This is a genomic window from Apilactobacillus kunkeei (assembly GCF_005930975.1).
GTDB classification, from domain to species: Bacteria; Bacillota; Bacilli; order Lactobacillales; family Lactobacillaceae; genus Apilactobacillus; species Apilactobacillus kunkeei_E.
On the sequence record NZ_VBSE01000042.1, the window covers coordinates 156,183 to 182,398 of the forward strand.

At 36.3% G+C, this 26,216-nt stretch carries 19 protein-coding genes; 9 read left to right on the plus strand and 10 right to left on the minus strand.

All coding sequences use genetic code 11. The features are described 5' to 3' along the window. Positions 1-82 precede the first annotated feature (82 nt). Positions 83-889, minus strand: coding sequence for a manganese catalase family protein (locus FD688_RS06010; RefSeq protein ID WP_053795941.1), 807 nt, complete (start codon positions 887-889; stop codon positions 83-85). 357 nt (positions 890-1,246) lie between these two features. Here FD688_RS06010 and FD688_RS06015 point away from each other — a divergent pair, with 357 nt between their 5' ends. Continuing rightward, positions 1,247-4,816, plus strand: coding sequence for a PD-(D/E)XK nuclease family protein (locus FD688_RS06015; RefSeq protein WP_138742220.1), 3,570 nt, complete (start codon positions 1,247-1,249; stop codon positions 4,814-4,816). After that, the gene (gene addA / locus FD688_RS06020) at positions 4,816-8,541 is read left to right on the plus strand and encodes a helicase-exonuclease AddAB subunit AddA (RefSeq protein WP_138742221.1); all 3,726 of its coding nucleotides are present in this window, start codon (positions 4,816-4,818) and stop codon (positions 8,539-8,541) included. The genes FD688_RS06015 and addA overlap by 1 nt, the downstream gene beginning before the upstream one ends. A gap of 37 nt (positions 8,542-8,578) precedes the next feature. On the opposite strand, the gene FD688_RS06025 is transcribed toward addA, so the two are convergent. Beyond that, positions 8,579-9,823 (minus strand): ABC transporter permease, encoded by a 1,245-nt coding sequence (locus FD688_RS06025; RefSeq protein ID WP_190242928.1) that lies wholly within the window; start codon positions 9,821-9,823, stop codon positions 8,579-8,581. After that, a complete protein-coding gene (locus FD688_RS06030; RefSeq protein ID WP_138742223.1) occupies positions 9,816-10,712 on the minus strand; it encodes an ABC transporter ATP-binding protein in 897 nt (298 codons plus the stop codon). The genes FD688_RS06025 and FD688_RS06030 overlap by 8 nt, the downstream gene beginning before the upstream one ends. A gap of 324 nt (positions 10,713-11,036) precedes the next feature. Between FD688_RS06030 and FD688_RS06035 the strand changes: the two genes are divergently transcribed. Then, the gene (locus FD688_RS06035; protein ID WP_190242929.1) at positions 11,037-12,413 is read left to right on the plus strand and encodes an aldehyde dehydrogenase family protein; all 1,377 of its coding nucleotides are present in this window, start codon (positions 11,037-11,039) and stop codon (positions 12,411-12,413) included. Between the two features lie 32 nt (positions 12,414-12,445). Here the strand turns inward: FD688_RS06035 and FD688_RS06040 are convergent, their stop codons facing one another. After that, a complete protein-coding gene (locus FD688_RS06040; RefSeq protein WP_138742224.1) occupies positions 12,446-13,468 on the minus strand; it encodes a YeiH family protein in 1,023 nt (340 codons plus the stop codon). A gap of 148 nt (positions 13,469-13,616) precedes the next feature. Here FD688_RS06040 and FD688_RS06045 point away from each other — a divergent pair, with 148 nt between their 5' ends. Continuing rightward, positions 13,617-13,856, plus strand: coding sequence for a hypothetical protein (locus FD688_RS06045; RefSeq protein ID WP_138742225.1), 240 nt, complete (start codon positions 13,617-13,619; stop codon positions 13,854-13,856). 41 nt (positions 13,857-13,897) lie between these two features. Here the strand turns inward: FD688_RS06045 and FD688_RS06050 are convergent, their stop codons facing one another. From FD688_RS06050 to FD688_RS06065, 4 genes are all read right to left on the minus strand, one after another. After that, positions 13,898-15,274, minus strand: coding sequence for a DHA2 family efflux MFS transporter permease subunit (locus FD688_RS06050; protein ID WP_225426117.1), 1,377 nt, complete (start codon positions 15,272-15,274; stop codon positions 13,898-13,900). 2 nt (positions 15,275-15,276) lie between these two features. Continuing rightward, positions 15,277-15,699: a MarR family winged helix-turn-helix transcriptional regulator gene (locus tag FD688_RS06055; protein WP_138742227.1), complete on the minus strand. Its 423-nt coding sequence runs from the start codon at positions 15,697-15,699 to the stop codon at positions 15,277-15,279. Between the two features lie 111 nt (positions 15,700-15,810). Then, complete coding sequence (locus FD688_RS06060) at positions 15,811-16,548, minus strand: amino acid ABC transporter ATP-binding protein (RefSeq protein WP_138742228.1); 738 nt, start codon at positions 16,546-16,548, stop codon at positions 15,811-15,813. Beyond that, positions 16,545-17,990 (minus strand): amino acid ABC transporter substrate-binding protein/permease, encoded by a 1,446-nt coding sequence (locus FD688_RS06065; protein ID WP_138742229.1) that lies wholly within the window; start codon positions 17,988-17,990, stop codon positions 16,545-16,547. The genes FD688_RS06060 and FD688_RS06065 overlap by 4 nt, the downstream gene beginning before the upstream one ends. A 412-nt stretch (positions 17,991-18,402) precedes the next feature. Here FD688_RS06065 and FD688_RS06070 point away from each other — a divergent pair, with 412 nt between their 5' ends. Beyond that, positions 18,403-20,499 carry an AAA family ATPase gene (locus FD688_RS06070; RefSeq protein ID WP_138742230.1) on the plus strand — a complete coding sequence of 699 codons (2,097 nt, stop codon included), beginning with the start codon at positions 18,403-18,405 and terminating at the stop codon, positions 20,497-20,499. 42 nt (positions 20,500-20,541) lie between these two features. On the opposite strand, the gene FD688_RS06075 is transcribed toward FD688_RS06070, so the two are convergent. Then, a complete protein-coding gene (locus FD688_RS06075) occupies positions 20,542-20,913 on the minus strand; it encodes a GtrA family protein (protein ID WP_138742231.1) in 372 nt (123 codons plus the stop codon). Positions 20,914-21,384: 471 nt separating this feature from the next. Here FD688_RS06075 and FD688_RS06080 point away from each other — a divergent pair, with 471 nt between their 5' ends. The 3 genes from FD688_RS06080 (at position 21,385) to FD688_RS06090 (ending at position 23,438) form a co-directional block, all read left to right on the plus strand. Beyond that, positions 21,385-21,846, plus strand: coding sequence for a hypothetical protein (locus tag FD688_RS06080; protein ID WP_138742232.1), 462 nt, complete (start codon positions 21,385-21,387; stop codon positions 21,844-21,846). A 14-nt stretch (positions 21,847-21,860) separates the two neighbouring features. Further along, the gene (locus tag FD688_RS06085) at positions 21,861-22,403 is read left to right on the plus strand and encodes a hypothetical protein (protein WP_138742233.1); all 543 of its coding nucleotides are present in this window, start codon (positions 21,861-21,863) and stop codon (positions 22,401-22,403) included. Between the two features lie 267 nt (positions 22,404-22,670). Then, on the plus strand, positions 22,671-23,438 hold the full coding sequence (locus tag FD688_RS06090) for a methylenetetrahydrofolate reductase (RefSeq protein WP_138742234.1): 768 nt from the start codon (positions 22,671-22,673) through the stop codon (positions 23,436-23,438). 60 nt (positions 23,439-23,498) lie between these two features. On the opposite strand, the gene FD688_RS06095 is transcribed toward FD688_RS06090, so the two are convergent. Next, complete coding sequence (locus tag FD688_RS06095; protein ID WP_138742235.1) at positions 23,499-25,127, minus strand: malolactic enzyme; 1,629 nt, start codon at positions 25,125-25,127, stop codon at positions 23,499-23,501. A 137-nt stretch (positions 25,128-25,264) separates the two neighbouring features. Between FD688_RS06095 and FD688_RS06100 the strand changes: the two genes are divergently transcribed. After that, positions 25,265-26,146 carry a LysR substrate-binding domain-containing protein gene (locus FD688_RS06100; RefSeq protein WP_034532292.1) on the plus strand — a complete coding sequence of 294 codons (882 nt, stop codon included), beginning with the start codon at positions 25,265-25,267 and terminating at the stop codon, positions 26,144-26,146. Positions 26,147-26,216: the final 70 nt, after the last annotated feature.

The following is a 26,216-nucleotide window of genomic DNA, read 5'->3' on the forward strand; positions in this document are numbered from 1 at the left end:
CCAACCGAAGTTGGAGTTTTTCATTTGGATTAATAATTTTTAATTGTCGTATTTCGAAAATTGTAGGAGTAGTGGTCAGAAATTAACCTTGGTCGTTGTGTAAACGAGGATCAGCTGGTTTAACTTCTGGGATACCACCCATAGCTTCTGGGTTTTCTTGGTAAGTGAACTTTTGACCGTCTTTAGCAACTTGGCCTTCAAATTCGCGTGAACCTTCACCATCAGAGAAGTTCATTAGAACGTGAGCGTATTCGCTGTGTTCAATATCGTGCATGTTACCAGGAACGATAACACCATATTTTTCTTCTAGTTCTTCTTGAGCCTTCATGAATTGTAGTTGGTGTTGAGTTTCACGAGCTAATAGGAATTTCAACATGTCACGAACACCTTCGTCATCAGTCATGTCGTATAGACGACTAACTTGTAGACGAGCTTGTGATTCACGAACAACGTTGAAACGCATGTCAGCAACTAAGTTACCTGATGAAGTAACGTAACCAGCGTTCCATGCAGCACCATTAGGGTTGTTTAGACCAGCATTTAGACCATGAACTAATGCATGTTCTGGGTCCATACCTGAAAGTAGGGCAGCTTTAGCTGGGTCATTCTTCATTTCTTCAGTGGTCATAGTAGTTGGTGCGCCTTCTAATAGGTAACCAATCATAGTTGAAATCATTTCAACGTGACCAATTTCTTCAGTACCAGTGTCTAGTAGTAAATCTTTGTACTTTTCGTCACCAGTTGATGACCAACCTTGTGATAGGTATGACATCATACCTGTAGTTTCACCCCATTGACCACCTAGGGCTTCTTGTAGACGACGAGCCATAATTGGATCTGGACGATCTGGCTTAGCGTTGTATTGTAGTTTACGAGTATGTCTGAACATAACAGTACCTCTTTCCTTTGATGTTCAAGGCGATAGACGATTTTTAAACCCAAGTTAGAGCTTTATCCCAATAAATAAAAATCGATCCTATATTACATCATAATTGTTTTTTAGTTTCCAAAATATCCATACGTTTTGTATTAATATTTTGTGTACGATTTAATATACCACAACCTAATAATCACACCAAAGATAATGACTCGAAAAATACAAAGTTTTTTCGATTAAAAAATTATCGTTTTCATAAATGCCGTCTTAATCATCTTTTTGGAGAATAATTAAATGTTTGAAAAGTCTGACACACGTTTTTTCGTATTATATAATTAAGATATTAATCTGTGAAAAAGGGGTAATGAAATGTCTTTACAATTTATTTTGGGAACCGCCAGCTATGATCATGAAGAAGTCATCGTTGATTCACTAAAAGAATCAATTAACAATCATCCTGATGATGAATTCTTCTATCTAGTTCCTAACCACATTAAGTTCGAATCCGAAGTGCAAGCTTTAAAGGATTTAAACACCGACAATGAACCAATCTATGCTGAAAGCAAGTTTCAGACATTTTCAATTACCCGACTTGTCTGGTATTACATGAAGAATAATCAGGAATACCAAAAGACAAGACTAAGCGATTCCGGCATTAGCATGCTGATCTACCAAATTTTAATTGATCACCAAGATGAATTGACCGTATTTAGGGGTGAGACCGGTCAACCAGGCTTTATTCAAAAATTAGCTCAACAAATTAGCGAAATGCAATCCGGACAAATTTCTGCCGACAACCTAGAAAAAATCGTCGATAATAACGACAAACTAAATGCTGGCTTGCGCGATAAAATGCATGATTTCATCATCATTTATCGTGCTTTTGAGGAACAAACCCAAGGAATTTATCTATATAAATCAGACGTTTTGAATTTATTTTGTCGTTTTATTGAAAATGACGAAATAGATTTATCGCATAGTCATTTCTACTTTAATGGTTTTAACCAATTTACTGCTCAAGAAGCTAAATTAGTGGAATTACTCATTAAACGTTCAGCTGGAGTTTCAATTGGATTGAACTTAGACCGTAAATATCCAGATGAATTGCCACAGGGACCAAACCTATTCTTCCAATCAGCCAAGTGGTATAACCGTTTTTACAACATTGCTCGTGCCAATAATGTTCCTGTGTTGGTCGATAAAATGGCCAAGAATCTTCGCGTGTCAGAGGATTTACACAAACTAGATACATACTGGGCACAATCCACTGGATTAGGCGATATCGACAAAAGCGAACTAAGCAATCCTGATAGCATTAAGGTGTATCGTGCTGACAGTCCGTTTGCTGAAGTGGAAAATATCGCAGTTAAGATTCGACAGATGGTCGCACATGGTGGCTATAAGTATTCTGATTTCTTGATATTAACTCGTCATTTAGATAAATACCAAAATGTTATTAATCCAGTATTTAAAATGCTGAACGTTCCAGCATTTAATGATGTTAGTAAGTCAATGAAAGATCATCCATTAGTCGAATTAATTGATGCGATTTTCAGTCTAGAAAACGGCTCTCGCAAATACCAATACCAAGATGTAATGCGTTTACTAAAGACCGAATTAATGGTCCCTGGTGATGGGAATGGTAACTTTATGGATAGCGAAGAATATCGCCAATACGTTGCCTTAACTGAGAACCTAGTATTAAAAAATGGGTATGAAGGTTCTCGTTGGACTCAAAAAGAAGACTGGCAATATGCATGGTTATCTGAAAGTGATTTTGGTGTTCAAGCAGACCGAATGCGCAACATCTCTGGGAAAATTAATGTTATTAGACATTTTATTGGAGATAACTTCCCACCATTTTTCAAAAAGCTTAGAAATGCGAAGAACGGCCAAGATGCTGCCGCCATTTTATTCCAATTTTTAGTGGATATGGGAGTAGTACGTCGATTAAAGCAATGGCGTAATGATTCCATTGATAATGATAATTTAATTGATGCCGCCCAACCGGAACAAGTTTGGCAAACTTTCACTAATTTATTGGATGACTATGTTTCGATTTTAGGTAATCGTGAATTTAACGCAGATGATTTCTTGAACTTGCTACAAAGTGGGTTTGCGGGTGCTAATTATTCGCAAATACCATCTACCCTTGATCAAGTTGCTATTTCTGAAAGTGGAATCGTTCAAATGAATAATCGTAAAGTGGTCTTTATGATGGGTGCAACCGATGAAGTAATGCCGGATAAAATTACCAATGAAGCGCTATTTAGTGACGCAGATCGTGATGATTTGCGTGACTTCTTTGACGATGACCAATATTTACGTGAGACTTCTGAAAACCAAATGGCCAACGATCCATTCCTAAACTACTTGGCATTCCTATCAGGTAGTGAAAAGTTGATCTTTTCCTACAGTTTAGGTGATAGCGATGAATCATCAGTCGCTATTTCACCATACGTTTCAAGAATTGCGGAACACTTCGGCATTGATATTCAACACATTTCCAGTCATCCAACTGCCGATGCCAAAGATGTCTATGAATACGTAGGAACATATCGTTCAACACTCCGTCATTTGGTTCAAGCAAGTCAAGATGCTAAAGTGAAGAACTCTAATTTGGCTCCAGCATGGCAATATATTTATAACAAACTAAATCAAAATCTAAATTACCGTGACTTAACTAACAAACTATTGGGTGGTTTGGATTATAACAACACACCAACTCAATTATTGCCGGAAATCGTTACTGGTTTATACGGTGATAAAATCAACACTTCCATCTCTAAGTTGGAACAATTCTACAGCAACCCATACGAATACTTCTTGCGTTATGGTTTGAAGTTAAAAGAACGTGATGTCTTTGACTTATCACCAGCAAGTACTGGGCAGTTCTATCATGAATCGATGGACCACTTAATGCGTATCATGAATTCAGAACACATCGATTTGGAAAACTTGGATAAACAAGCAATTAACGAATTGGTTGATACTGTTGTGGCCAAGATGTTAGAAGATCCAAACGATTTCCAATACACGATTTTAAGTAGTTCTAGTCGAATGAATTATATCAAGAATCAATTGATTAAGACCGTTAAACACACAATTGAAACAATTCAAAAACAAAGCAAGTACACACCAATGCGTGCCAAAAAGACCGAAATTTCATTCGGTCAAGTTGGACATAAGGATGACTTACAACCACTTAGTTTTGAATTGCCTAAGAGCAACGAACTAACCACTGCCAAGTTAGTTAACGTCCGTGGTCGAATTGATAGAATTGATTCAATGAACGTCGACGGAAAGAATTACCTAGGAATTGTTGACTACAAGTCCAGTGAACGTAAGTTGGACTTCTCCCGTGTTTACGACGGAACTTCCATGCAAATGATGACCTACATTGATGTGTTAGCTCACAACCTGGGCATCATTGACGAAGAAGAAAAGGCTGCCTTGGCCGGTGCTGTTTACATGCACATCTACAATCCTAAGTACACAAATGATGATTTGAAGAAATCATTTGAAGAAGCGGTATTAAGCAAACAAAAATACCAAGGTATTCTGGTTAATGACGGTGAACTATTGGATAAAATTGATAAGACCATCGCAGATGACAAGTATGGTTCATCTAATGTTTACCCATTGAGAAAGAAAAAGGACGGTAGTTTCTACAAGTCCAGTCCAATCGTCCAACCAGAAGACTTGGACTTGTTGCTATCTCACAATGAGGATCTAATCAAGAAGGCTGGATTGGAAATCTTTACTGGAAACATTGATTTAAAACCTGCACGCTTTGGTCAAAATCAAGATGCAATGCAATTTACACCATATCGTTCAATCATGCAGTTTGATCCGTTATTGAACGAAAATAATTATAGGGATGTACCTAACTACTCGTTAGAAGAAGTATTAAAAATGCTAAGGGGGGACAATCAATAATGGAATATACAAAGCCACAAAAAGAAGCCGTTACCGGACATTTTGATGAAAATGTCCTTGTTTCCGCATCAGCCGGTTCTGGTAAGACCCGTGTCCTAGTTGATCGTGTTATCAACAAGTTATTAAACGACCGCGTTAACATCGATGAAATGCTAATCGTTACATTTACCAAGGCCGCTGCCAAGGAAATGCGTGACCGTATTCAAAAGGCGCTCCAACAAGAATTAAAAAAGGCCGATAACTCCGATGTTAAGGCATTTTTAGTACGTCAATTACGTCGTTTACCGGTTGCCGACATTTCAACGATGGACTCATTCTGTCAAAAAATCGTCCAAAGTTACTATTACATTATTGATTTGGACCCTAACTTTAGACTGTTGGCGGACCAAACAGAAAGCCAAATGCTAAAAGAACAGGTATGGGATTCAGTCCGTGAAGACCTATATGCTAACGATAGCGATGGCCTATTCGCGCAATTGACTGAAAACTTCTCAAACGACCGTTCTGACGATGGTCTAACCGATTTATTATTTAGAATTTACGACTACGCTAACGTAAATCGTGACCCAGTGGAATGGTTAAAGAGCACCACTAAAATTTACGATATTCAGGGCGACAACCTAGTTCACTCAGATTTTTACCAAAACCACCTTCTACCATTCATTCAAAATGATTTGACCCAACAACGTCTATCTTTTGAATCTGCTAAACGGATTGCTGACGAAAACTTGATGGAAAAAGAAGCTGCTGCGGTTCAAGTTGATATCAATCAAATCAACGTATTGTATGATATGTTACCTGACTCAGACTGGAATGATATCAAGCAATCTTTTGAAAATCTGAAGTTTAAGGCATTTCCACGTACTACCAAGGATTATGATGATATTGCTAAAGGTCTTCACGACCGTATTAAAGATATTCGTGATAATGCTAAGAAGGCGATGCAAAAATTACCGGGTAAATATTTTGCATTAAATGAGGAAGAAAACCTTTCAGTAATGAAGGATTCCAAGAAGTTAATCGAAAAGTTAATTCAAGTTGTTTTAGCATTCACTGATAGCTATCAAAAGGCTAAATTAAAACGTCATTGCTTAGAGTTTATTGATGTGGAACATTATGCCTACGATATTTTATCTGGCTCAGATGGTGAATCTAAGTCTGTCAGAGTGAACCTACAAAACCAATATAATGAAATCATGGTTGATGAATACCAAGATAATAACCGTCTACAAGACGCGATTTTATCGACCTTGGCTAACCCAGAACATAGCAATATGTTTATGGTGGGAGACGTTAAGCAATCCATCTATCGTTTCCGTCTAGCTGATCCATCAATGTTTATTGAACGCATGGATAGTGATGATGGCCACACCATTGTTTTACCAGATAACTTCCGTTCAGCTGAAAACATTGATGATTTCATTAACCTCGTTTTCACGCAAACTATGGATAAACGAGTTGGAGAAATTGATTACACCGGGGATGCCAAACTAAAGGCTGGTGCTAAATACTATCCAGACGAATTACAGTCCAATGTTGATGTAATGATTTATGAAAGTAAAGACGATGAAGAAGAACCTATAGATGATCAATTTCAAGTTCAAGATAGTGCACATGGTCAAGTTGAAATGGTCGCACAAAAGATTAATGAAATGATTGAAAAGAAGTTACCAGTATTCGATCGTGATAAACAAGTGATGCGTCCAATTCAATATGCCGATATCTCTATTATTTCTTCGACTAGAAATAACAACTTAATCATTTCCGACATCTTCGGTTCATACAACATTCCGGTATTAATCAATGGGGCACAAAGTTACTTCAAGACCACCGAAATTCAAATTATGATGTCGATGTTATCTATCGTTGATAATCCATATCAAGACATTCCATTAGTTGCAGTATTGCGTTCTCCAATGGTGGGACTAAATGAAAACCAATTGGCATACTTGAGGATTAATCAAAAAACAGGTGATTACTTCAATGCAGTGATTAACTTCTACGACAATTATGAAAATATGGATCACTCAGAATTTGGTGACCAAGTCTTCTCACGTGTGAAGACATTCGTCGAACAATTAAAACATTTTAGAGACGTTGCCCAACAACATGCCATAGTCGATTTAATCTGGGATATCTATGAAACCACCGGGTTCTTAGATTACGTTGGTGGAATGCCGGCTGGAAAACAACGCCAAGCTAACTTACATGCTTTATACGAACGTGCATATGATTACGAACAAACTAGTTTTAAGGGATTATTCCAATTTGTGCGTTTCGTGCGTCGCATGCAAGAAAGAAACGAGGACTTGGACGAAGCCAATGCTGATGATAACCAAGACGCAGTTTCAGTAATGACTATTCATGGTAGTAAAGGATTGGAATTCCCGGTTGTATTCTTGATGGATGCCTCACATGGTTTCAATAGACAAGATAGTAATAAGGCATATATCTTAAATGATCATCTAGGATTAGGGATTACTTACACAGACCCAGAGACCAGAATTAAACAAGATTCATTGCAACGCCAAGTGGTTGGTGCAATTGAAAATCAAGGATTATTAGCTGAGGAAATGCGAAAGTTATATGTTGCGCTAACCCGTGCTGAACAACAACTATTCATTGTTGGTGCCAGCAAGAATGAAAACGACAGAACCAAGGTCATCGATGCCTGGAACAAGGCTGCTAGTGGTGACACCTTGCTAGTCGATGCCGCTTTAAGAAGTGGTGCCAAAAGTTATTTAGACTGGATAGGACCAGCATTGGTCCGTCATCCAAAATTTAGAAACAAATTTGGCGATGATGTCTCATATACAGGTCTTAATGAAGATCAAACAAATTTTGATGTCGACTTTGTGAATGCTAATGATTTAGCACAACATAGCCCATCTGGAGATAGTGCTGAAAATGCGCAATGGTTGAGCCATATTGTTCAAAGTGCTAAGAAATTGGTACCAAAAGACATCGATGTTGATGATGTTGATCAAGTATTGGATTATTCTTACTCAAATGACGTTGCGACTCATACAACTGCATATCAATCAGTTTCAGAGATTAAACGACTATTCGAAGATCCAGATAGCATTGAATTGGGTAATTATGATGAAAATTGGCAGAACAATAATAAGAAAAAGAATATGTATGTAAGCACTCATTTTGCAGTTCCTAAGTTCATGCAATCAGTGGTTAAACCAACTCCTGCAGAGATCGGAACAGCCACTCATTTGTTGCTACAAGAAGTACCATTGGACCATAAACCTGAAGTAGGTGATGTGGTAGGGATGCTACAACGCTTAGTTGCAGACAAGGTAGTTACTCCGGAAATTGCTGAACTCGTTAAAACCAATGAGGTAATCAATGTTTTTGAAAGTGAGTTAGGACTACAAATGCTAGCGCATCACGATCGTATTCGTCGTGAGGCACCATTTTCAATGTTAATGGATGCTAATTTAGTATTCTCAGGATTTGATGAAAAATCAACAGAAAAAATTTTGATACATGGAATTATTGATGGTTATATTGAATTAGATGACCAAGTCATCCTATTTGATTACAAGACAGACTATGTTCCATCTGATAACGATAAAAATATTCAAAGAGTTATCAAACGATACCGTGGACAAATTAATTTATATGCCAAGGCGTTGGAAAATATCTTGCATAAACCAGTTACTGATAAGTTTATCTATTTACTATCAATTAATAAACCAGTCAAAATTAAATAAAAAATACCCCTGAACATAATTGCTCAGGGGTATTTTTTTATTTATTGTTTAAAGCTGATTTAATACGTTTGAAGAAGCTTCCTTCTTCACTATTTAACATGAATAGCTTGTAAACATTTGAGAACTTGTAAGTCACAAAGGCGATGAAGAAAATCGCAATTAATAGTGAAATGATTCCTTCTAACAAGTTTGCATTATGATTAATTAATCTAATTGGCATTAAGAATGATGAGAACAATGGGATGTATGATCCAACTTGTGAAAAGATTGAGTCGGAAGAGCCATTATTAACAAAATTAAATGAAACCACGAAGATAAATAAAATTAAGAATACAAGTGGTTGAGCAGACTTAGAAGCTCCTTCAACGTTGGCGGAAAGAGAACCACAAATCGCTGCGAGAACGATTGAGATTACAAAACCAATGAAGATGAATAGTATGTTAATACTGAAAATATTACCAACAAACGTACTGATTAATACGTGTTGGGATGTGAATAGTGAGTTAAAGAATGGATACATATTCAAGATGAAGTATGCGACCACTCCAACACCGGTGTAAATTACCATTTGAGTTGCCATCAAGGCAATCACAGCACCGACCTTACCACTGAAGTATGTGCTAGGAGAGACACTACTGAAGATAACTTCTGAAATCTTGGTGCCTTTCTCCTTGGCGATAGTTGTAGACATGATTGAAGCGTAAATAATGGTAAAGAAGTAGGAAATAAACATTAATACATAGATGGATGCAGTATTAGCACTGGATTTTTGATCAGTTTTTTGCTTCTTTTCCTTATCAGTGATTGATGACTTAAACGCTGGTTTTACAGATAGTTGCTTGTATTGTTCATTAGTGACATTACTGTTTTTAACGTTAATTTCAGATTGTTTTTGGTTCACAATCGCTAATAAGTCAGTCTTAACGTCGCTATCTAAAGAGCTACTTCCGACAAAGTTAACCTTGTATTGGTTGTTTTCCTTGGAAACCTTGATGTAACCATCAATATTGTCCTTTTTAAGTTCCTTTTTGGCGGTACTTTCTGATTTGATGCTGGTATCAATAGAATCTTTGTCCTTAGACACTAGTTCACTTTTAACGCTTGAATCACCGACAACAGCGACTTGGTAATTATCAAAATTGTTGGTTGATCCTGCGACTAATACACCGATTCCAGCACTAATTAAAACGGAAATGATTGGTGTAATTAGTAGTGCGATGAAACTCTTGGACTTTAGGTGAAGTAGGTAGTTTCTCATGAAGACAATATTGAACTTATGCATGTTTAGCCACCGCCTTTTCTCTAAAGATTTCATCTAGTGTAGGTGGTTGTTGGCTGAATTCTTCAATGTATTCACCACGACTCACTGCTTTGAAGAGGGCCTTACCATATTCTTCATCACTAAGGGTGATTTTATAACGGTTATGACCACGGGCAACAACATCACTGACACCATCAAGTGCAGCTAGTTCGTTTACGGACATGTCAGTTGTTACAAAGACGTGCTTTTTACCGAATTGGTTTCTGATTTCATCAACGCTACCGTTTAGTACCACGTTTCCGTTTCTAAGCATGACGACGTTATCACAAAGTTCTTCAACATTGTTCATGTCGTGACTTGAGAAGATGATTGCAGCACCATTTTCCTTAGTTCTGATGATTTCTTTCTTTAAAAGATCAGCGTTAACAGGGTCCAAACCGCTAAATGGTTCATCTAGAATTACCAACTTTGGTTCATGAATTAAGGTACAGATTAGTTGGACTTTTTGTTGGTTACCTTTAGATAGTGATTTTATTTTGTCCTTTGTTTCGCCCTTAACTTCGAAACGTTGTAACCATGAATTAATGCGTTCCTTGACCCAATTTTTATCGCGGCCCTTTAGTTCTGCAAAATATGTAATTTGACTTTCAATGGTTAGGTCTTCAAATAGACTGCGTTCTTCTGGAAGGTATCCCACTTCATTGAAGTCCTTGACTGTGATTTCATGATTATCTAATGTAATTTTTCCATCAAATTCAATAAAATGAAGAATGCTGTGGAAGGTTGTTGATTTACCAGCACCATTTTGCCCAATTAGACCTAAGATTTGGCCATCCTTGGCTTCAAATGAAACGTTATTTAAAGCTTGGACTTTAGAAAATGACTTCGAAACATTGTCAATTTTTAAGATAAGATCATCTCCTCATTATTAATTAGGCTAATAATATCATAATGATATTCAAATTCAAATTTAATTTTATATTGATAAAAATAGACAATAAGTCCAAATAATAATAGAGGAATTTAGGTGTGAAAGGGCTAAAATGGTTATATGATATTGTGATTGTTTGAACAATCTTATCATGTTTTCTAATTAAAATTAGATGGTTTCTATAAAAAAACATATGGTAAATTAATTATTTTATAGCGTTAAATGCCTTGAAAGCCTTTATTTACACTGCTACAATCAGGGTGTAAACGTTAGTAGTATCTAAATTAAAGGAGGGCGTTTTTGATGGTTAAAGTTGATGAAATGATTAACAATTTAGTAGATAATGCGCATAGTGCGCTAAGTGATTTAGAAACTTTTGATCAATCACAGGTAGACTCAATTGTAGATGCAATGGTTCAAGCTGGATTGGATAATAGTGCGGAATTAGCAAAGTTAGCTCATGAAGAAACTGGTCGTGGGAATACTCATGACAAGACAATGAAGAACATTTTTGCTAGTGGCCAAGTCGGTAATTTCATTAAAAATCATAAAACTGTTGGGATTATTGATGAAAATGATGAAACCAAGACAGTTACAATTGCAGAACCATTAGGGGTATTAGCTGGAGTGACTCCAGTTACCAACCCTACTTCAACAACTTTATTTAAGGCCATCATTGCGATGAAGACTAGGAATCCAATTATTTTTAGCTTCCATCCTCAAGCAATGAAGTCTTCAATGAAAGCCGCTGAAGTTGTATTAGATGCAGCAGTTAAGGCTGGGGCTCCAATGAATTCAATTCAATGGATTAGCGAACCAAGTATTCAAGCAACGAATACTTTGATTAAGCACCCAGGTGTTGCAACGATTTTGGCAACAGGTGGTCCAGCCATGGTTAAAGCAGCATATTCAAGTGGTAAACCTGCACTAGGTGTAGGACCAGGCAATGCACCTTTATATGTTGAAAAGTCCGCAGATTTAGATGCAGCAGTTAAAGATATCGTGTTATCAAAGACATTTGATAATGGTATGATTTGTGCAACCGAAAATAGCTTGGTAATTGATTCAGAAATATATGATGACATGAAGAAACGTTTAAGTGATGCAGGAGTGTTCTTTATCGACGAATCCGATCAAGATAAGCTGGCTCAAACCATGTTTAACCCTGAAACGGGTGGTGTTAATGGACCAATCGCTGGTCGTTCAGCAAAGCAAATTGCTGACATGGCTGGGATTGAAGTTCCAGAAGATACTAAGGTATTAGCCGCTGAATTAAACGAAGTTGGAATTGACCACTTACTTTCAGGTGAAAAGCTTTCACCAGTAGTTTCTGTATATAATGTTGACGATTTAAATCATGCTTATAATACTCTTGAATCTATCCTAAATTATGGAGGTTTAGGTCATACCGCTGGAATTAGATCAACTAATTCAGATTTGATTACCCAATTTGGCTTGAATATGAAGGCATGCCGAATCCTAGTCAATACTCCTTGCTGTCTAGGAGGAGTCGGTAGCATCGTTAACGGATTGGAACCATCATTAACGTTAGGTACTGGTTCATGGGGCTTTAACTCAATTTCGCATAACGTTACTGACTCTGATTTACTAAACCTTAAGAAAATTGCTTACCCACGAGAAAATAGTGACTTTACAGAACTTATCAAAAAGTATATGTAATAAAAAAGACTAGGCAAATGCCTAGTCTTTTTTTATGCATGAATTAATAGTTTAATTAAAATCAGTGCCACGATAGTTTGAATTACTCCAACCGAGACACTATAAATTGCAAAACGTTTACCAGCCTTTAAGAAAGCCTTTAAGTTTAAACGTAAACCAATGGCTGCTAATGCAATGATTTCACACCATGAACTTAACACATGAGCTGTATTACCAATGAAATGTGGAAGATGGAAGAAACTATTTAAAATACAAAAGATTAAAAACCATAGAACATACCATGGAAGAAAATCAATCTTACCTTTTTTAACTTCTGTTTCAACTTCTTTTTCTGCCTTAGCTAATGCCTCATTTTTAGCGTGGATACGTGCAAATACAGTTACCACAACTACTAGCATGATGATTCGCATAATTTTAAATAAAGTTGCGAATTGGACAGTTGTTTGATTAACCATCGTGGCACTTGCAATAACTTGTCCCACAGATTGAACTGTTCCACCAATTAAGGCACCTCTTAGCATATCAACGTGGCCAAATACCATTGTTCCAATCACTGGAAGTGCTAGCATCATCACAGTTCCCATTAGGTTGACTAATGTAATGCTCATTCCAGCATCTTCATCAGATGCATTAATCACCGGTTTAATCGAAGCAATTGCTGATGATCCACAAACGGCATTTCCACCTGCCATACAAAGATAAATACCTTCACCGAAGTGAAGCCACTTACCAATCATGATGGCTGCTATAATGGTGATGGACATTTGTAAGATAATGAATAGTAACCCTGACCAGTGTAATTGAACAATGGTTTGGAAAGTAATGGTCAAACCAAGCAGCATTACAGAGTATTCTAGTAATCTTTTTTCCGCAAACTTGGTACCATCATTTAAGATAGGTTGTTTTAAAAAAGTGTTACCTAGCACAATCCCAATTAGAATTGCGATAGTGGCACCACCGATATTTGGAATAATAGCTGTTAGAAATTGACTAATGATTGCAATAATAGTGGCAGCTAGAAATCCAATGGTACGTTTTTTAATCGTATCAGTCATATGAATTTCTCCTTTATTTATAATATTTAAATTATATCATGGGATGATGACCTTCTAAACAGTTGAATTGTTAAGCTTTAGTTAATATGATTTTGATAATGTTGTCATATCACGTATAATTATAGTTAATAGGAGTGATATTTTATATATGTGGAATATAATTGCGATTCTTTTATTTATTTTTGCAATTTATGAAGTGGTCAAGAGTATTAAAGACCGTGGTGTCGTTAGAGACATCTTGAACAATTATGACAACGTAGTTAAAGTTCGTGTCATGATTGAAGAACATAATGATGATAGCGATATTGTTAACGCTATTAAGGATGAATTTAATGTTAGATTTTATCCTGCAACTAGAATTTTTATGAGTGTCAAAAAAATGAAGTAAACAAAAAGCCTAGCGTTTAACACGTTAGGCTTTTTTAATTGCTATTTACGTTTTACAACGGCGTTTAAGATTAGACTAGCAATCACGATTAACACTAGTAGTAAAATCAACGCGTGAAGTGATCCAACCGCAGTGCCAGTAGCTTCGTTACTACTACTTAATTGACTGATAGTAATAATAGCTGAAACGATGGAAGTGGCGATGGCACCTGAGATTTGTTGAAGGGTGTTGAATACGGCGTTGCCGTCTGTTCTTTGTTCACCATCTAGTTGGCTTAATCCACTTGTCATAATATTACCAAATGATAATCCTATGCATAGCATGTAAATTACATAGAAGGTTAAAATCATGGTGTTACTCAAATGAGTTCCAAAGATGGCGAATAATACCAAACCAATTAGTCCAAATAACATTCCTAGTGCTAGTGGCTTGTAAGCACCGAAACGGTCGTACAAATTACCAGATAATGGGGCTAAGATTGCACCAATTGCGGCACCAGGTAATACCAATAGACCAGCAATGAATGCGGATGAGTGGTTTACGATTTGCACGTAGTTAGGCAAGATGAATGATAAACCTAATGTGATGAATTGTAGGATGAAGAATCCAACAATGTGACCAGCAAACTTGTGATTTTTAAGAACAGATAGGTCCAAGATAGCATTCTTACTTCTAATGCAGTGAATGTAAAGAGTAATCAAAGCAATCACACCAATGATGATTGGAAGAATGACAACAGCACTTAGGATGTTGCCAGCACCCATGTTGGAGAAACCATATACTAAACCAGTGAATGTAATCACGATTAGGATTAGTCCAACAAAGTCTAGGCTAGTCTTTTTAATTTCGCGTTTTTGTTCGATGTTTAAGACACCTAAGATTAGTGAAATCACGAGTATTGGTAATAGGATGGCGAAGATGTAACGCCAACCGATTGAAGATACCACAATTCCACCGAAAGTTGGACCAACTGCAGGGGCGATGGCTGTAATCAAGTTACCGACCCCCATCATGACACCGATTTTTTCGGCAGGTACTTGATCCAAGATGATGTTAAACATCAATGGTAGTGCAATTCCAGTTCCGAATCCTTGAATTACACGACCGATTAATAGGAATGTAAATGATGGTGCGGTTAAGTCGCAGACAACCCCTATAATAAATAGTAAGTTTGATACAATAAATAATTGCTTTGTTTTAAAGTTACGATTTAATATTGCTGAAAGCGGAACAACGATTGATACAATAAGCAAATAAATTGTAGTCATCCATTGGACGGTACTGGTTCCCACGTTGAAGTCGCGCATCAAAGTTGGGAAGGTGATGTTCATTGAAGTTTCAATAACAACACCACTAAATGACATGATTCCAGCAGCAATAACTGACAGTAATGTCTTTAATGAAATTTTGTTATCCATTATTAATCCCCCATATGTTTAATGATTTTTGCTAAGCTACTTTCCAGAGCAGTGTATTCTTCATCAGACAGTAAATCGTGAATTTGTTGTTGTGTTTCAACCATGAACTTTTGAATGTCGTCTTCGTATTGAAAGGCTAAATCGGTTAGGATGACCTGTTTTTGACGAGCATCCTTGTTCGATTCAATACGGCGTATTAATCCTTTATCTTCCATTCGCTTCAATAATGTTGAAGCGGTGGAACGACGGATATTAAATTCGTGTTCGATGTCCTTTTGAAACATTTCTTGATTTTTAAACAGGGTCAAGAAGTCGATTACGGACATTTGCATGCTTGTTAAATCATATTGAATCGCAAATTTATCCAGCTTTTTGGTTAATTGAGTCGATGCGATTTTCAATTGTCTTCCGATGTTTTCTGTCATAAATATCACTCCTCAGTTTTGTTAGCATGCTAACAATTATAAAAGGATTGAAATAAAAATGCAAGTGTAAATAAAAAAGAGCCCCACATAAGTGGGACTCTTTTTGTTTTTTTAGACTTCCAAAATCTTTGATAGGAACGATTTTAGACGATCATTTTTAGGGTGATTGAAGATTTCATCAGGGGTACCTTCTTCTTGAATGATACCGTCATCTACGAATACCACACGGTCAGCAACTTCTTTAGCGAAGCCCATTTCATGGGTAACAACTACCATTGTCATACCTTTTTCTTTAGCTAACTTCTTCATAACGTTTAAAACGTCACCGACCATTTCGGGATCAAGAGCGGAAGTAGGTTCATCAAATAGCATGATGTCTGGGTTCATTGCTAAAGCACGTGCAATAGCAACACGTTGTTTTTGACCACCAGATAGTGAATTTACAGAGGCGTCAAATTTATTTTCCAGACCAACAACACCTAGTAACCTCTTTGCTTGTTTTACAGCATCTTCTTTTGATAGCTTACCTAATTCAACAGGGGCTAACATAATGTTTTTACCAACTGATAGGTTATTAAATAGGTTAAAGTGTTGGAATACCATACCGATTTGTTCACGAACTTGATCAATGTTAACACCTTTTTGGGCGATATCAGTACCGTGAACAACCACTGAACCTGAAGTTGGTTCTTCTAATTTGTTTAAAGTTCTTAATAGAGTTGACTTACCTGAACCGGAAGGGCCGATAATAACAACTACTTCGTTATCTTTAACTTCTAAATCTACACCACGTAAGACATGGTTGTCTGCGTATTGCTTGTGTAAATCAGTTACTTTAATTTTGCTCATATCTTAGCTCTCCTTTTTACCCAGTTTGATAGCCAAGTTAATAGGGTGATTACAACTAGGTAAATAATTGCAACCATTGCCCAAACTTTGAATCCTTCAAGGTTTCTAGCGATGATAATCTTACCAGTTTGAGTAAGTTCTAGAATACCAATGATTGATAGGATTGAAGTATCCTTCAAGGTAATGATGAATTGGTTAATGAATGATGGAACCATTAACTTAACACCTTGAGGTAGGATAACCTTTCTCATTGACTTACCGAATGGTAAACCAAGTGATCTGGCAGCTTCCATTTGACCTTTATCAACTGATTCAATACCACCTTTAACAAAAGCGGCGATGTATGCACCTTCATCTAGCATTAATGTAATAACACCAGCGATAAATGCAGGAATTCTAGTACCGGTTAATGTTGGAATACCAGTGTAGATAAATAGTGCTAGAACTAGTAGAGGCATACCTCTAAATAAGTAGATAACTGTTGATGATAGTCCGCGGAAGAACTTGATTGGTAGAACACCAAATAGTCCAAAGATTACACCGAAAATGGTAGCAAAAATAATAGAAACAATTGTTAGCCACAATGTTTGTAGGAAACCTTGCCATAGGAAAGTTTTGTTTTGCTTTAGAATACCAAAGAATGAATGATTATCTTCAGTGTTTTTCTTAGCATTTAAGTACTTGTCCATGATTTTTTTATACTCACCATTTTTCTTTAAGTGAGCAAGACCAGCATTGAACTTTTCTACAAGATCTTTATTAGTTCCTTTTTTTACACCAAGTGCGATAGGAGTACCTGCCGCAGGTTTAGTAACAATTTTTAGTTTAGTTCCTTGATTGATACCATATCTTAGAACTGGTTCATCATCGAAACAAGCAACTGAGTTACCAGTCAAGACATCTTCATATACGTTACTGGAATCATCAAAAGTGCTTATTTTAAACCCATATTTCTTTTGAATGGATTGTGCATATTGAGCACCTGTGGTTCCTGTCTTAACTGCAATTGTTTTACCTTTTAGGTCTTTTAAACTCTTAATGTCATTATTGTTTTGAGACACGGCCATTACAACACCAGAATTGTAATATGCTGTAGAGAAATCAAATGTTCCTTTACGTTCTGGAGTGACTGACATACCAGCGACCATACCATTTAATTGACCAGATTGAACAGCTTGAATAGCTCCATTAAAACTGGTTGGTTTAAAGTTTACTTTAAAACCTTGATCCTTGGCGATGGCATTCATTAAGTCAATATCAATTCCGACGTATTTATTGTTGTCGTTAGCGTATTCAAATGGTGGGAACGTCACATCCGTACCAATTTGATAAGTCTTTTCTGCAGCATTTGATTTAACAGGTGCTGAGAATAAACCAAGAGCAACGACCAATCCGATGCTTAATACCATTAACCATCGGATTACTGGAAAATGTCGCTTCATTAGTAAAACCCCTTTTCAAAGTAGTATTTCTTTTCCACGTTATATTTCATAACATTGCTTGTTTTTATAATATCAGAACTAACAAAGATTGTATATCTGAATTCGAAATATTTTTTAAAAAATTAAGTTTTTATGTCATAAAATATAACATGTAATTGCTTGTATAAAACTAAAAACAAAACTTTAGGAAAATTTTACTTTTACAGAAATCCTTATGTATCAAGGGTTTTGAGCATATATGTAAGAAAAAGGTCAAAAAAGGTCAAATTTAGTATTGAATTACTTTTATTAGGTGGTATTATATTATTTGGATAAGGAAATAAAAGAAAAACTAAAAGCCTTATCTAATACATGCCACATATGGCTAATGTATTACAAAATAAAATATTATATGAAATGTGAGGGATGTACTATGGCAAGAAGTCCATTTGATCCATTTAACGATGATTTTGACAAAATTTTTAACCAATTTTTAGGCGATGCGGGTAATTCTAACGCCCAACGCCGTTACATGATTAATGGTCAAGAAGTTACCCCAGAACAATTAGAACAATTAAGAAGAAGTGGTCAACTACAAGGTGGCCAACCTAATACCCAACAAAAAGCTGCATCTAATAAGGGAGGAATCCTTGAAAAGCTAGGTAGAAACTTAACTCAAGAAGCTAGAGATAATAAGTTAGATCCAGTGATTGGAAGAGACAAGGAAATCCAAGAAACTGCTGAAGTATTATCTAGAAGAATTAAGAACAACCCTGTACTAGTTGGTGACGCCGGTGTCGGTAAGACAGCTGTTGTTGAAGGTTTAGCCCAAGCAATTGTTAAGGGTGACGTACCTGCATCAATTAAGAATAAGGAAGTTATTAGTATTGATATCTCTGGTCTAGAAGCCGGAACTCAATACCGCGGTAGTTTTGAAGAAAACATTCAAAACTTAATTAAGGAAGTTCAAGAGAAGGGTAATGTTATCCTATTCTTCGACGAAATCCACCAAATCTTAGGTGCCGGTAATGCCGGCGACGAAAGTGGTTCCAAGGGATTAGCAGACATTATCAAGCCTGCATTATCTCGTGGTGAAATTACCGTTATCGGTGCTACTACCCAAGATGAATACAGAAACACAATCCTAAAGGACGCTGCTTTGTCACGTCGTTTCAACGAAGTACAAATTAAGGCGCCAAGTGAAGAAACTACTTTAGCAATCTTGAAGGGTATTCGTCCTTTATATGAAGAACACCACAATGTGATTTTGCCTGACGAAGTATTGAAAGCTGCTGTAGACTACTCAGTTCAATACATTCCACAAAGAAGTCTACCTGACAAGGCCATTGACCTAGTAGATATGACTGCTGCACACTTATCTGCTCAACATCCAGTCCTAGATCAAAAGCAAATCGAAGATGAAATTGAAGCAGAAAAGAAGGCTCAAGAAGATGCTGCTGCTAAGGAAGACTATGAAGCAGCATTAAACCACAAGAACAAGATTGAAGAACTACAAAAGCAAATTGACAACAAGAGTGATGAAAAGAAAGTTACTGCTACCGTCAATGACGTTGCTAAGTCAGTTGAAAGATTGACTGGTGTTCCTGTCGCTAAGATGAGCAGTACTGATATCGAAAGACTAAAGACAATGGGCGACCGTCTAAAGGGCAAGGTAATTGGCCAAGACGAAGCTGTTGCTGCAGTCGCTCGTGCTATTCGTAGAAATCGTGCCGGCTTTGATGAAGGTAACCGTCCAATTGGTTCATTCTTATTCGTAGGTCCTACTGGTGTAGGTAAGACTGAACTTGCTAAGCAATTAGCTAAGGACATGTTTGGTAACAAGAACAACATTATTCGTCTAGATATGTCAGAATACTCCGACCCAACTGCTGTTTCCAAGTTGATTGGTGCTTCAGCTGGATACGTTGGATACAACGACAACAACAATACTTTGACTGAAAAGGTTCGTAGAAACCCATACTCAATCGTATTATTAGATGAAATCGAAAAGGCTAACCCACAAGTGCTAACACTTCTTCTACAAGTATTAGACGATGGTCGTTTAACAGACGGTCAAGGAAATGTGGTTAACTTTAAGAACACTGTTGTAATTGCTACTTCAAACGCTGGTTTCGGTAACGAAGCACTTACAGGTGATGACGACAAGGATAAGAAGTTAATGGATCGTCTAGCTCCATACTTCCGTCCAGAATTCTTAAACAGATTCAATGCAATCGTTGAATTCTCCCACTTAACAAAGGATGACTTGAAAGAAATTGTTGATTTAATGTTAGCAGATGTGAATGCTACATTAGCTAAGAAAGACATGGATGTTGTCGTATCAGATGATGTTAAGAACCACTTAATTGAACAAGGATATGATGAAGCCATGGGAGCTCGTCCACTACGTCGTGTAGTTGAACAAGAAATCAGAGACAAGATTACTGATTTCTACCTAGACCATGAAGATATCAAGCACTTAAAGGCTGACATGGAAGATGGTTCTGTCGTAATTAGCGAAAACAAATAATCTGAATAATAAAAAGAGACCGTTTGGTAGAACGGTCTCTTTTTATTTGAACACCCATAGTTTACTTAGTACAAAGTTAACTGGAACGGTCACAATTAATGTTAATACCGGGACAATTTGTTCGTTAATAGATGTGTAGGCAGACAATAGATATGTTAATAGTACTGTTAAAAACCAAGTGAACACGTAGGTAGAATAATATTTAATTGCGGTTTTAGTGACGTTTCCGCTAGTCTTGAAGACCCACTTTTTATTGATAGTTAAACTAATTAAAGTAGTGGTTCCATACCCAATTGCCATGGCAATGGTAGGAGATGTAATCCGCCATAGGTAAGTATAAATTAAATAGGTTAATACTGTATTAATGAATCCAACGATACCAAATTTGAAAAATTGCTTAATTATATTAATCATTTATCTTCTCCGTGTGAAATCATTTGAACTTATATAGTAGTATATACCAAAATTATTTTTTATATGGAAATCTTTTAGTAGTGTGCTATTATTATTTCAAAATATTTAACTATTCAAAAACGAAAGTGGGACATCAGTATGATTAAGCTTTTAAGATATATCAATTTGCTAATAGTTTCGTTTTTGGCAGGGATTTACTTCTTGGGTCCACATAAATATCAAAATACTGCGTTTATTATTCTATTTGTATTGAATTTAATCAGCCTTGCTACGACATATATCAGCAAAAGACGTAAATAAATTGATTTTTTATACAACCAGTATAAACAGAGCATATATGTTAGTATTCTGGGTAATATGAAAAGAGTTCATGACAAATTCATAAATACATTTCGAGAGGATTTAACATATGGCTAAAAATAATGCTGAATTCAAAGAAAGAAGATCAACACTATTTAAACATCGAGTTGTATGGATATTAATGAAGGTGGACTAGAATCAGAGGGTATAGATACCAGAATCGGTCAAATGCATTACTTGAAAAAGAAATATAAATATAGAGTTGATGCACCTAAATATAGCCGTGGTAAAAAAATAGGTAAGGAACATTATCATATATACCATAACAATAATGAAATATATGTAGGAAATGTAGACGGAACGACTTCTCATAACTATAAAAATTCTAAAAAAGTACCTAAGTGGGTTATGAATGAAGTGAAGAATAGTAAAGATACAAAGAAGGCTCAAAAGGCCTTAGAGGGAGCGAAAAAGGCAAAAAAAGAAATAAAAAAAGAGCATATAGACACTAATAGTTTAAACGGAAAAATAAGGGCTGCCGCAATTATTGTAAGCATTATTGAAATAACAATAGTTTGTTCCTTTTTTGGTAGTCCAGAGCTTGCTGTTCCGTTGATTATGGAAATGGCATAGAATAGGAGATTTTAATGATTATTAACAGAGATCATGATTTTTATAATCTAGATGAAGAAGGCAGAAGAGAGTTTGAAAAAGACGTCGAAGCCGCATTTAGCAAGGAACAGGCAGATGATATTTTAGATAACGAAAGAATTGAGGCTTTATACGATTGGACTATTTATGAAGTTGATACTTTGACCCACGAGTATAAGGGATTTGATGATGATGACGATGAAGACTTAGATTCTCTAGTACAAATGAGAATTCGATTGAAAAGAGTCGATTGGTGGAGTGAAGAAAACGAACAGGGTGAACATGACGATATCCTTATGGATTTGATATTGGATAATGTCTCTTATTTTGATCAAAAATTTAATATGTATAATCTAATGGAATTAGATGACAGTTCACGTAAATATATACCAGTATGCACATGGGGAATGCATGTCATCGTGGATTGGTGTGTTAAAACCAGCGACGACGGTATCAGTATTAAAATAGCTACGGACAATACTTTTGTATTAGCGGTAGATTGTTTGAAGGTATCTATAAAGAAGTTGAATTTTAAATAACTAGAGAATAATAGTTTAAAAATGCATTAAATTATAGACTAATATATTTGGACAGAAAAAATTATATATTTAGAATGATTTACTCAATTAAAAAATTTCAATTTTGTTATGTTAAAAGGTATATAGTATGATGAACAGTTTTCGTGATTATAATTTTAGTAACGAAATTATCTTTATCCACGTTTTTTTGGAACAAAAATAAGTGGATTATTAACATTTGACACATAGATGCAATTGAAATAATCATTCATCAAAAAGGAGATTCGCATGCGCTTACAATATTCTTTTGAGATTACACCCAACATTGATCGAGTTAACCTGGATGGTTTATTAAAACTACATCCAGAATTTATCTCGATTACTGATAGAAATCATGACATGGATAACCTGCTACAAAGTATTCGGATTGCCGACTACATTCATGCCAATTCATCCGTCTACGTCGTCATTCATCTGACCGGAATTGATAAGGATGAAAAGGGAGTTCAAGAGATGCTTGATTTGATGCAACAACACGATATCGACAGCGTGCTGGCGTTGCGTGGTGATAAGTTGTCTCAAAATGATACGGCGGTGACATTTCCACATGCGGATCGACTAGTTGAATTTATCAAACAACAATATCCACATGTGAATATCTCTGGAACTTGCTATCTAAATAGTAGTGACGAAGAAATGAAATGGTTGAGACAAAAGATTGAAAAGGGATGCACGAATTTGATCTCACAGTTTAGCTTTGACGCAAATGATTACGTTAATTATTTAAATCAAAACCAAATTGATACGCCAATCTGGTTTGGGGTTATGCCTGTAATCTCGAAATCACAAGCACAAAAGATGCTGAATTTAACGCATTCGACTGCTCCAGATGAACTCAATGCTTTGATGAATCAGCATGAAGATGAATTTAAGGAAGATGGTGAGCAATATACTGCCAGGATGATTGATCAAATCAAACAAGCGGGTGCTAATCACATTCATTTATATTCATTAAACAACGCGGAAAACACCAAAAAGATTATTAATAAAATTTAGAGCACAAAAAAAGACGCCCTTTGGCGTCTTTTTTTATACACACATCATCTAAAAGAGAGATTAATACTTAGGTTCCCACTTAGTGTCTTCGATAGCTTTGTCAACATCCTTGATGTCTTCACGTGTAAGACCACGTTTTACAGCGCTATCGGCAACGGCCTTAGCTACAGTAGTTGAGAATTGATCCAACTTAGAAACTGGAGGCAAGACAGCAGCACCTGGTTTGTCAGTGTCGACAATACCACCAAGTGAGTGGGCAGCTGCGGAAATCATTTCATCATCTAGAATAGTTGCTGTAGCAGCAATTGCACCTAGACCTAGACCTGGATATACAAGGGCGTTGTTAGCTTGACCGATTTGGTAAGTAGTGCCGTTGTATTCAATATCGTTAACTGGGATACCAGTACCGATAAGAGCTTTACCATCAGTCCATTTTAGTAAGTCTTCAGCCTTAGCTTCAGCCAACTTAGTTGGATTTGAAATAGGGAAGATAATTGGACGTTCAGTGTGAGCAGCCATTTCCTTAACGATTTCTTCAGTGAAAGTGTTTGGTTGAGTTGAAGTACCAACTAAAATAGTTGGGTGAACTTCTTTAACAACTGCTTCTAGAGTAGTTAGTGACTCTGCGTTATCAAATTCGCTACGGCTTCTAGCAAATGGTTTTTGTTGAGGAGTCAAAGTATCATCGTCATCGAACAATAGACCTTGCTTATCAACTAGGTAGAAGTGCTTCTTAGCTTCTTCTGGGTCCATTCCTTGTTGTACAAATTCATCGTATACACGTGAAACGATACCAGTACCGGCTGAACCTGCACCAAATGATACGTAAGTTTGGTCCTTCATTTCTTCACCAGAAATGTTTAAAGCACCTAAGATACCTGCTAGAACGATGATACCAGTACCTTGGATATCATCATTGAATACAGTGTATTTGTCTTTGTATCTGTCTAGAATTTCAGCAGCGTTGCTACGACCGAAGTCTTCGAAATGTAAGTACATTTCTGGGAACATTTCTTCAGCGTTTTCTACAAAAGTATCAACGAACTTGTGGTATTTTTCACCGTAAACACGTTCATGTCTGTTACCTAAGTACATTGGGTCCTTAAGTAATTCTTCGTTGTTAGTACCAGCATCTAGCACAACAGGTAGAACTTGGCTAGGATCGATACCAGCAGCCGCAGTGTAAACCATTAATTTACCAACAGCGATATCAACACCGTTAGTTGCCCAGTCACCGATACCTAAGATACCTTCAGCATCAGTAACTACGATTAGACGAATGTCTCTACCTTCAGCAGCATTCTTCAATGAAGTCTTGATTGAATCTAAGTCATCATCGATTGATAAGAATGTAGCGTTTTGTGGTTGAATGAATAGTTCACTGTAGTTTTCAATAGTTTCAGCGATTGTTGGATCGTATACGATTGGCATAAATTCAACAACGTGTTGTGAGAATAACTTGTAGAATAGAACACGGTTTTCGTTAAAGATAGTCATTAAGAAAACACGTTTTTCTAAATCAGATGGCTTGCTTTGGAATTGAGCATAAGCTTGATCCACTTGTTCTTGTAAAGTTTGAACGTATGGTGGAAGCATTCCTTCTAAACCAAGTTCTTTTCTTTCTTCTTTAGTAAATGCAGTACCCTTATTCTTGAAAGGATTGTTTAAAATATCATATCCAAAAGACATAGTACTTACCTCTTTTCATAATTTATATATAGATAATAATACATGGGTATTTAGATAGTCAAAACTTAGTGTTATAATAAATATAATTTATATCTAAAAAATAAACCTTTTTATATCAACGCTGGGAGGCGTTTTTTATGAACACCAGAGACCTTGAATATTTTATAAGCTTAACAGAATTAAAAGTTTTTTCGAAAGTTGCTGAAGAATTTAAAGTAAGTCAACCTACCATTACTTTTGCTCTTCAAAGATTGGAAAAAGAAATGGAAGCTAAGTTGATTATTAGACATCGTACCCATGGCGAACTTATTGTAACCGATAGTGGGAAACAATTGTTAAATCACGCTCGAGCAATTATTCGTCATTTTGATGTTGCTAAGCGAAATATCGCCAACTTAAAGGCGAAAAAAGTTTCAATCGGGCTACCACCAATTATCGAAACTAGATACTTTCCCACAATTGCTCAGTATTTAAAGGAAAGAAAATTACTAAATAGTATTATTACCTATGAATATGGATCAGAAACGACCAAGTCTGCCTTGAAGAATGGTGAGTTAGATTTAGCGTTGCTAGGTTCCAACAACCCGTTGGAAGATCCAGACATCGAAACAGAAGAGATTGAGAGAATTCCATTCTGTGCGTATGTTTCAAAAGACCATCCACTAGCGAATGAAGGTAAGATTCACTTTGCTGATCTTGCAAAAGAAGATTTCATATTGTTTAAGCAAGGTTTTACACAAAATGAATCATTTAATCAGTTAGCGAAGAGAAATGCATTTCATCCAAACGTTATTTTTAGATCGAATGAAACCAACAATATTATGAGTCTAATTTCTAACAACGTTGGTGTCGGATTCTTTAATTCATTGGTTAAAGTACCAGACGGGGTAGTAAAATTGGAATTCTTAGATGAAGACATGCCAATGTTTGTTACCAACTTGGTTTATCTGAAGTCACATTACTTCAATGATTTCCAAAAGGAAGTCTTGGATGTCATTAGGGATTCACTTAAGAGATAAATAAAAAAGCCTAAGCGAAAGCTTAGGCTTTTTTGCATGTACAAACATTCTCTGATAATAGCGGACATTG

Bases quoted from the DNA above. Each gene is read 5' to 3' on its own strand.
- FD688_RS06010 (WP_053795941.1), bottom strand. From the start codon at position 889: ATGTTCAGACATACTCGTAAACTACAATACAACGCTAAGCCAGATCGT.
- FD688_RS06015 (WP_138742220.1), top strand. From the start codon at position 1,247: ATGTCTTTACAATTTATTTTGGGAACCGCCAGCTATGATCATGAAGAA.
- addA (WP_138742221.1), top strand. From the start codon at position 4,816: ATGGAATATACAAAGCCACAAAAAGAAGCCGTTACCGGACATTTTGAT.
- FD688_RS06025 (WP_190242928.1), bottom strand. From the start codon at position 9,823: ATGCATAAGTTCAATATTGTCTTCATGAGAAACTACCTACTTCACCTA.
- FD688_RS06035 (WP_190242929.1), top strand. From the start codon at position 11,037: ATGGTTAAAGTTGATGAAATGATTAACAATTTAGTAGATAATGCGCAT.
- FD688_RS06040 (WP_138742224.1), bottom strand. From the start codon at position 13,468: ATGACTGATACGATTAAAAAACGTACCATTGGATTTCTAGCTGCCACT.
- FD688_RS06045 (WP_138742225.1), top strand. From the start codon at position 13,617: ATGTGGAATATAATTGCGATTCTTTTATTTATTTTTGCAATTTATGAA.
- FD688_RS06050 (WP_225426117.1), bottom strand. From the start codon at position 15,274: ATGGATAACAAAATTTCATTAAAGACATTACTGTCAGTTATTGCTGCT.
- FD688_RS06055 (WP_138742227.1), bottom strand. From the start codon at position 15,699: ATGACAGAAAACATCGGAAGACAATTGAAAATCGCATCGACTCAATTA.
- FD688_RS06060 (WP_138742228.1), bottom strand. From the start codon at position 16,548: ATGAGCAAAATTAAAGTAACTGATTTACACAAGCAATACGCAGACAAC.
- FD688_RS06065 (WP_138742229.1), bottom strand. From the start codon at position 17,990: ATGAAGCGACATTTTCCAGTAATCCGATGGTTAATGGTATTAAGCATC.
- FD688_RS06070 (WP_138742230.1), top strand. From the start codon at position 18,403: ATGGCAAGAAGTCCATTTGATCCATTTAACGATGATTTTGACAAAATT.
- FD688_RS06075 (WP_138742231.1), bottom strand. From the start codon at position 20,913: ATGATTAATATAATTAAGCAATTTTTCAAATTTGGTATCGTTGGATTC.
- FD688_RS06080 (WP_138742232.1), top strand. From the start codon at position 21,385: ATGGATATTAATGAAGGTGGACTAGAATCAGAGGGTATAGATACCAGA.
- FD688_RS06085 (WP_138742233.1), top strand. From the start codon at position 21,861: ATGATTATTAACAGAGATCATGATTTTTATAATCTAGATGAAGAAGGC.
- FD688_RS06090 (WP_138742234.1), top strand. From the start codon at position 22,671: ATGCGCTTACAATATTCTTTTGAGATTACACCCAACATTGATCGAGTT.
- FD688_RS06095 (WP_138742235.1), bottom strand. From the start codon at position 25,127: ATGTCTTTTGGATATGATATTTTAAACAATCCTTTCAAGAATAAGGGT.
- FD688_RS06100 (WP_034532292.1), top strand. From the start codon at position 25,265: ATGAACACCAGAGACCTTGAATATTTTATAAGCTTAACAGAATTAAAA.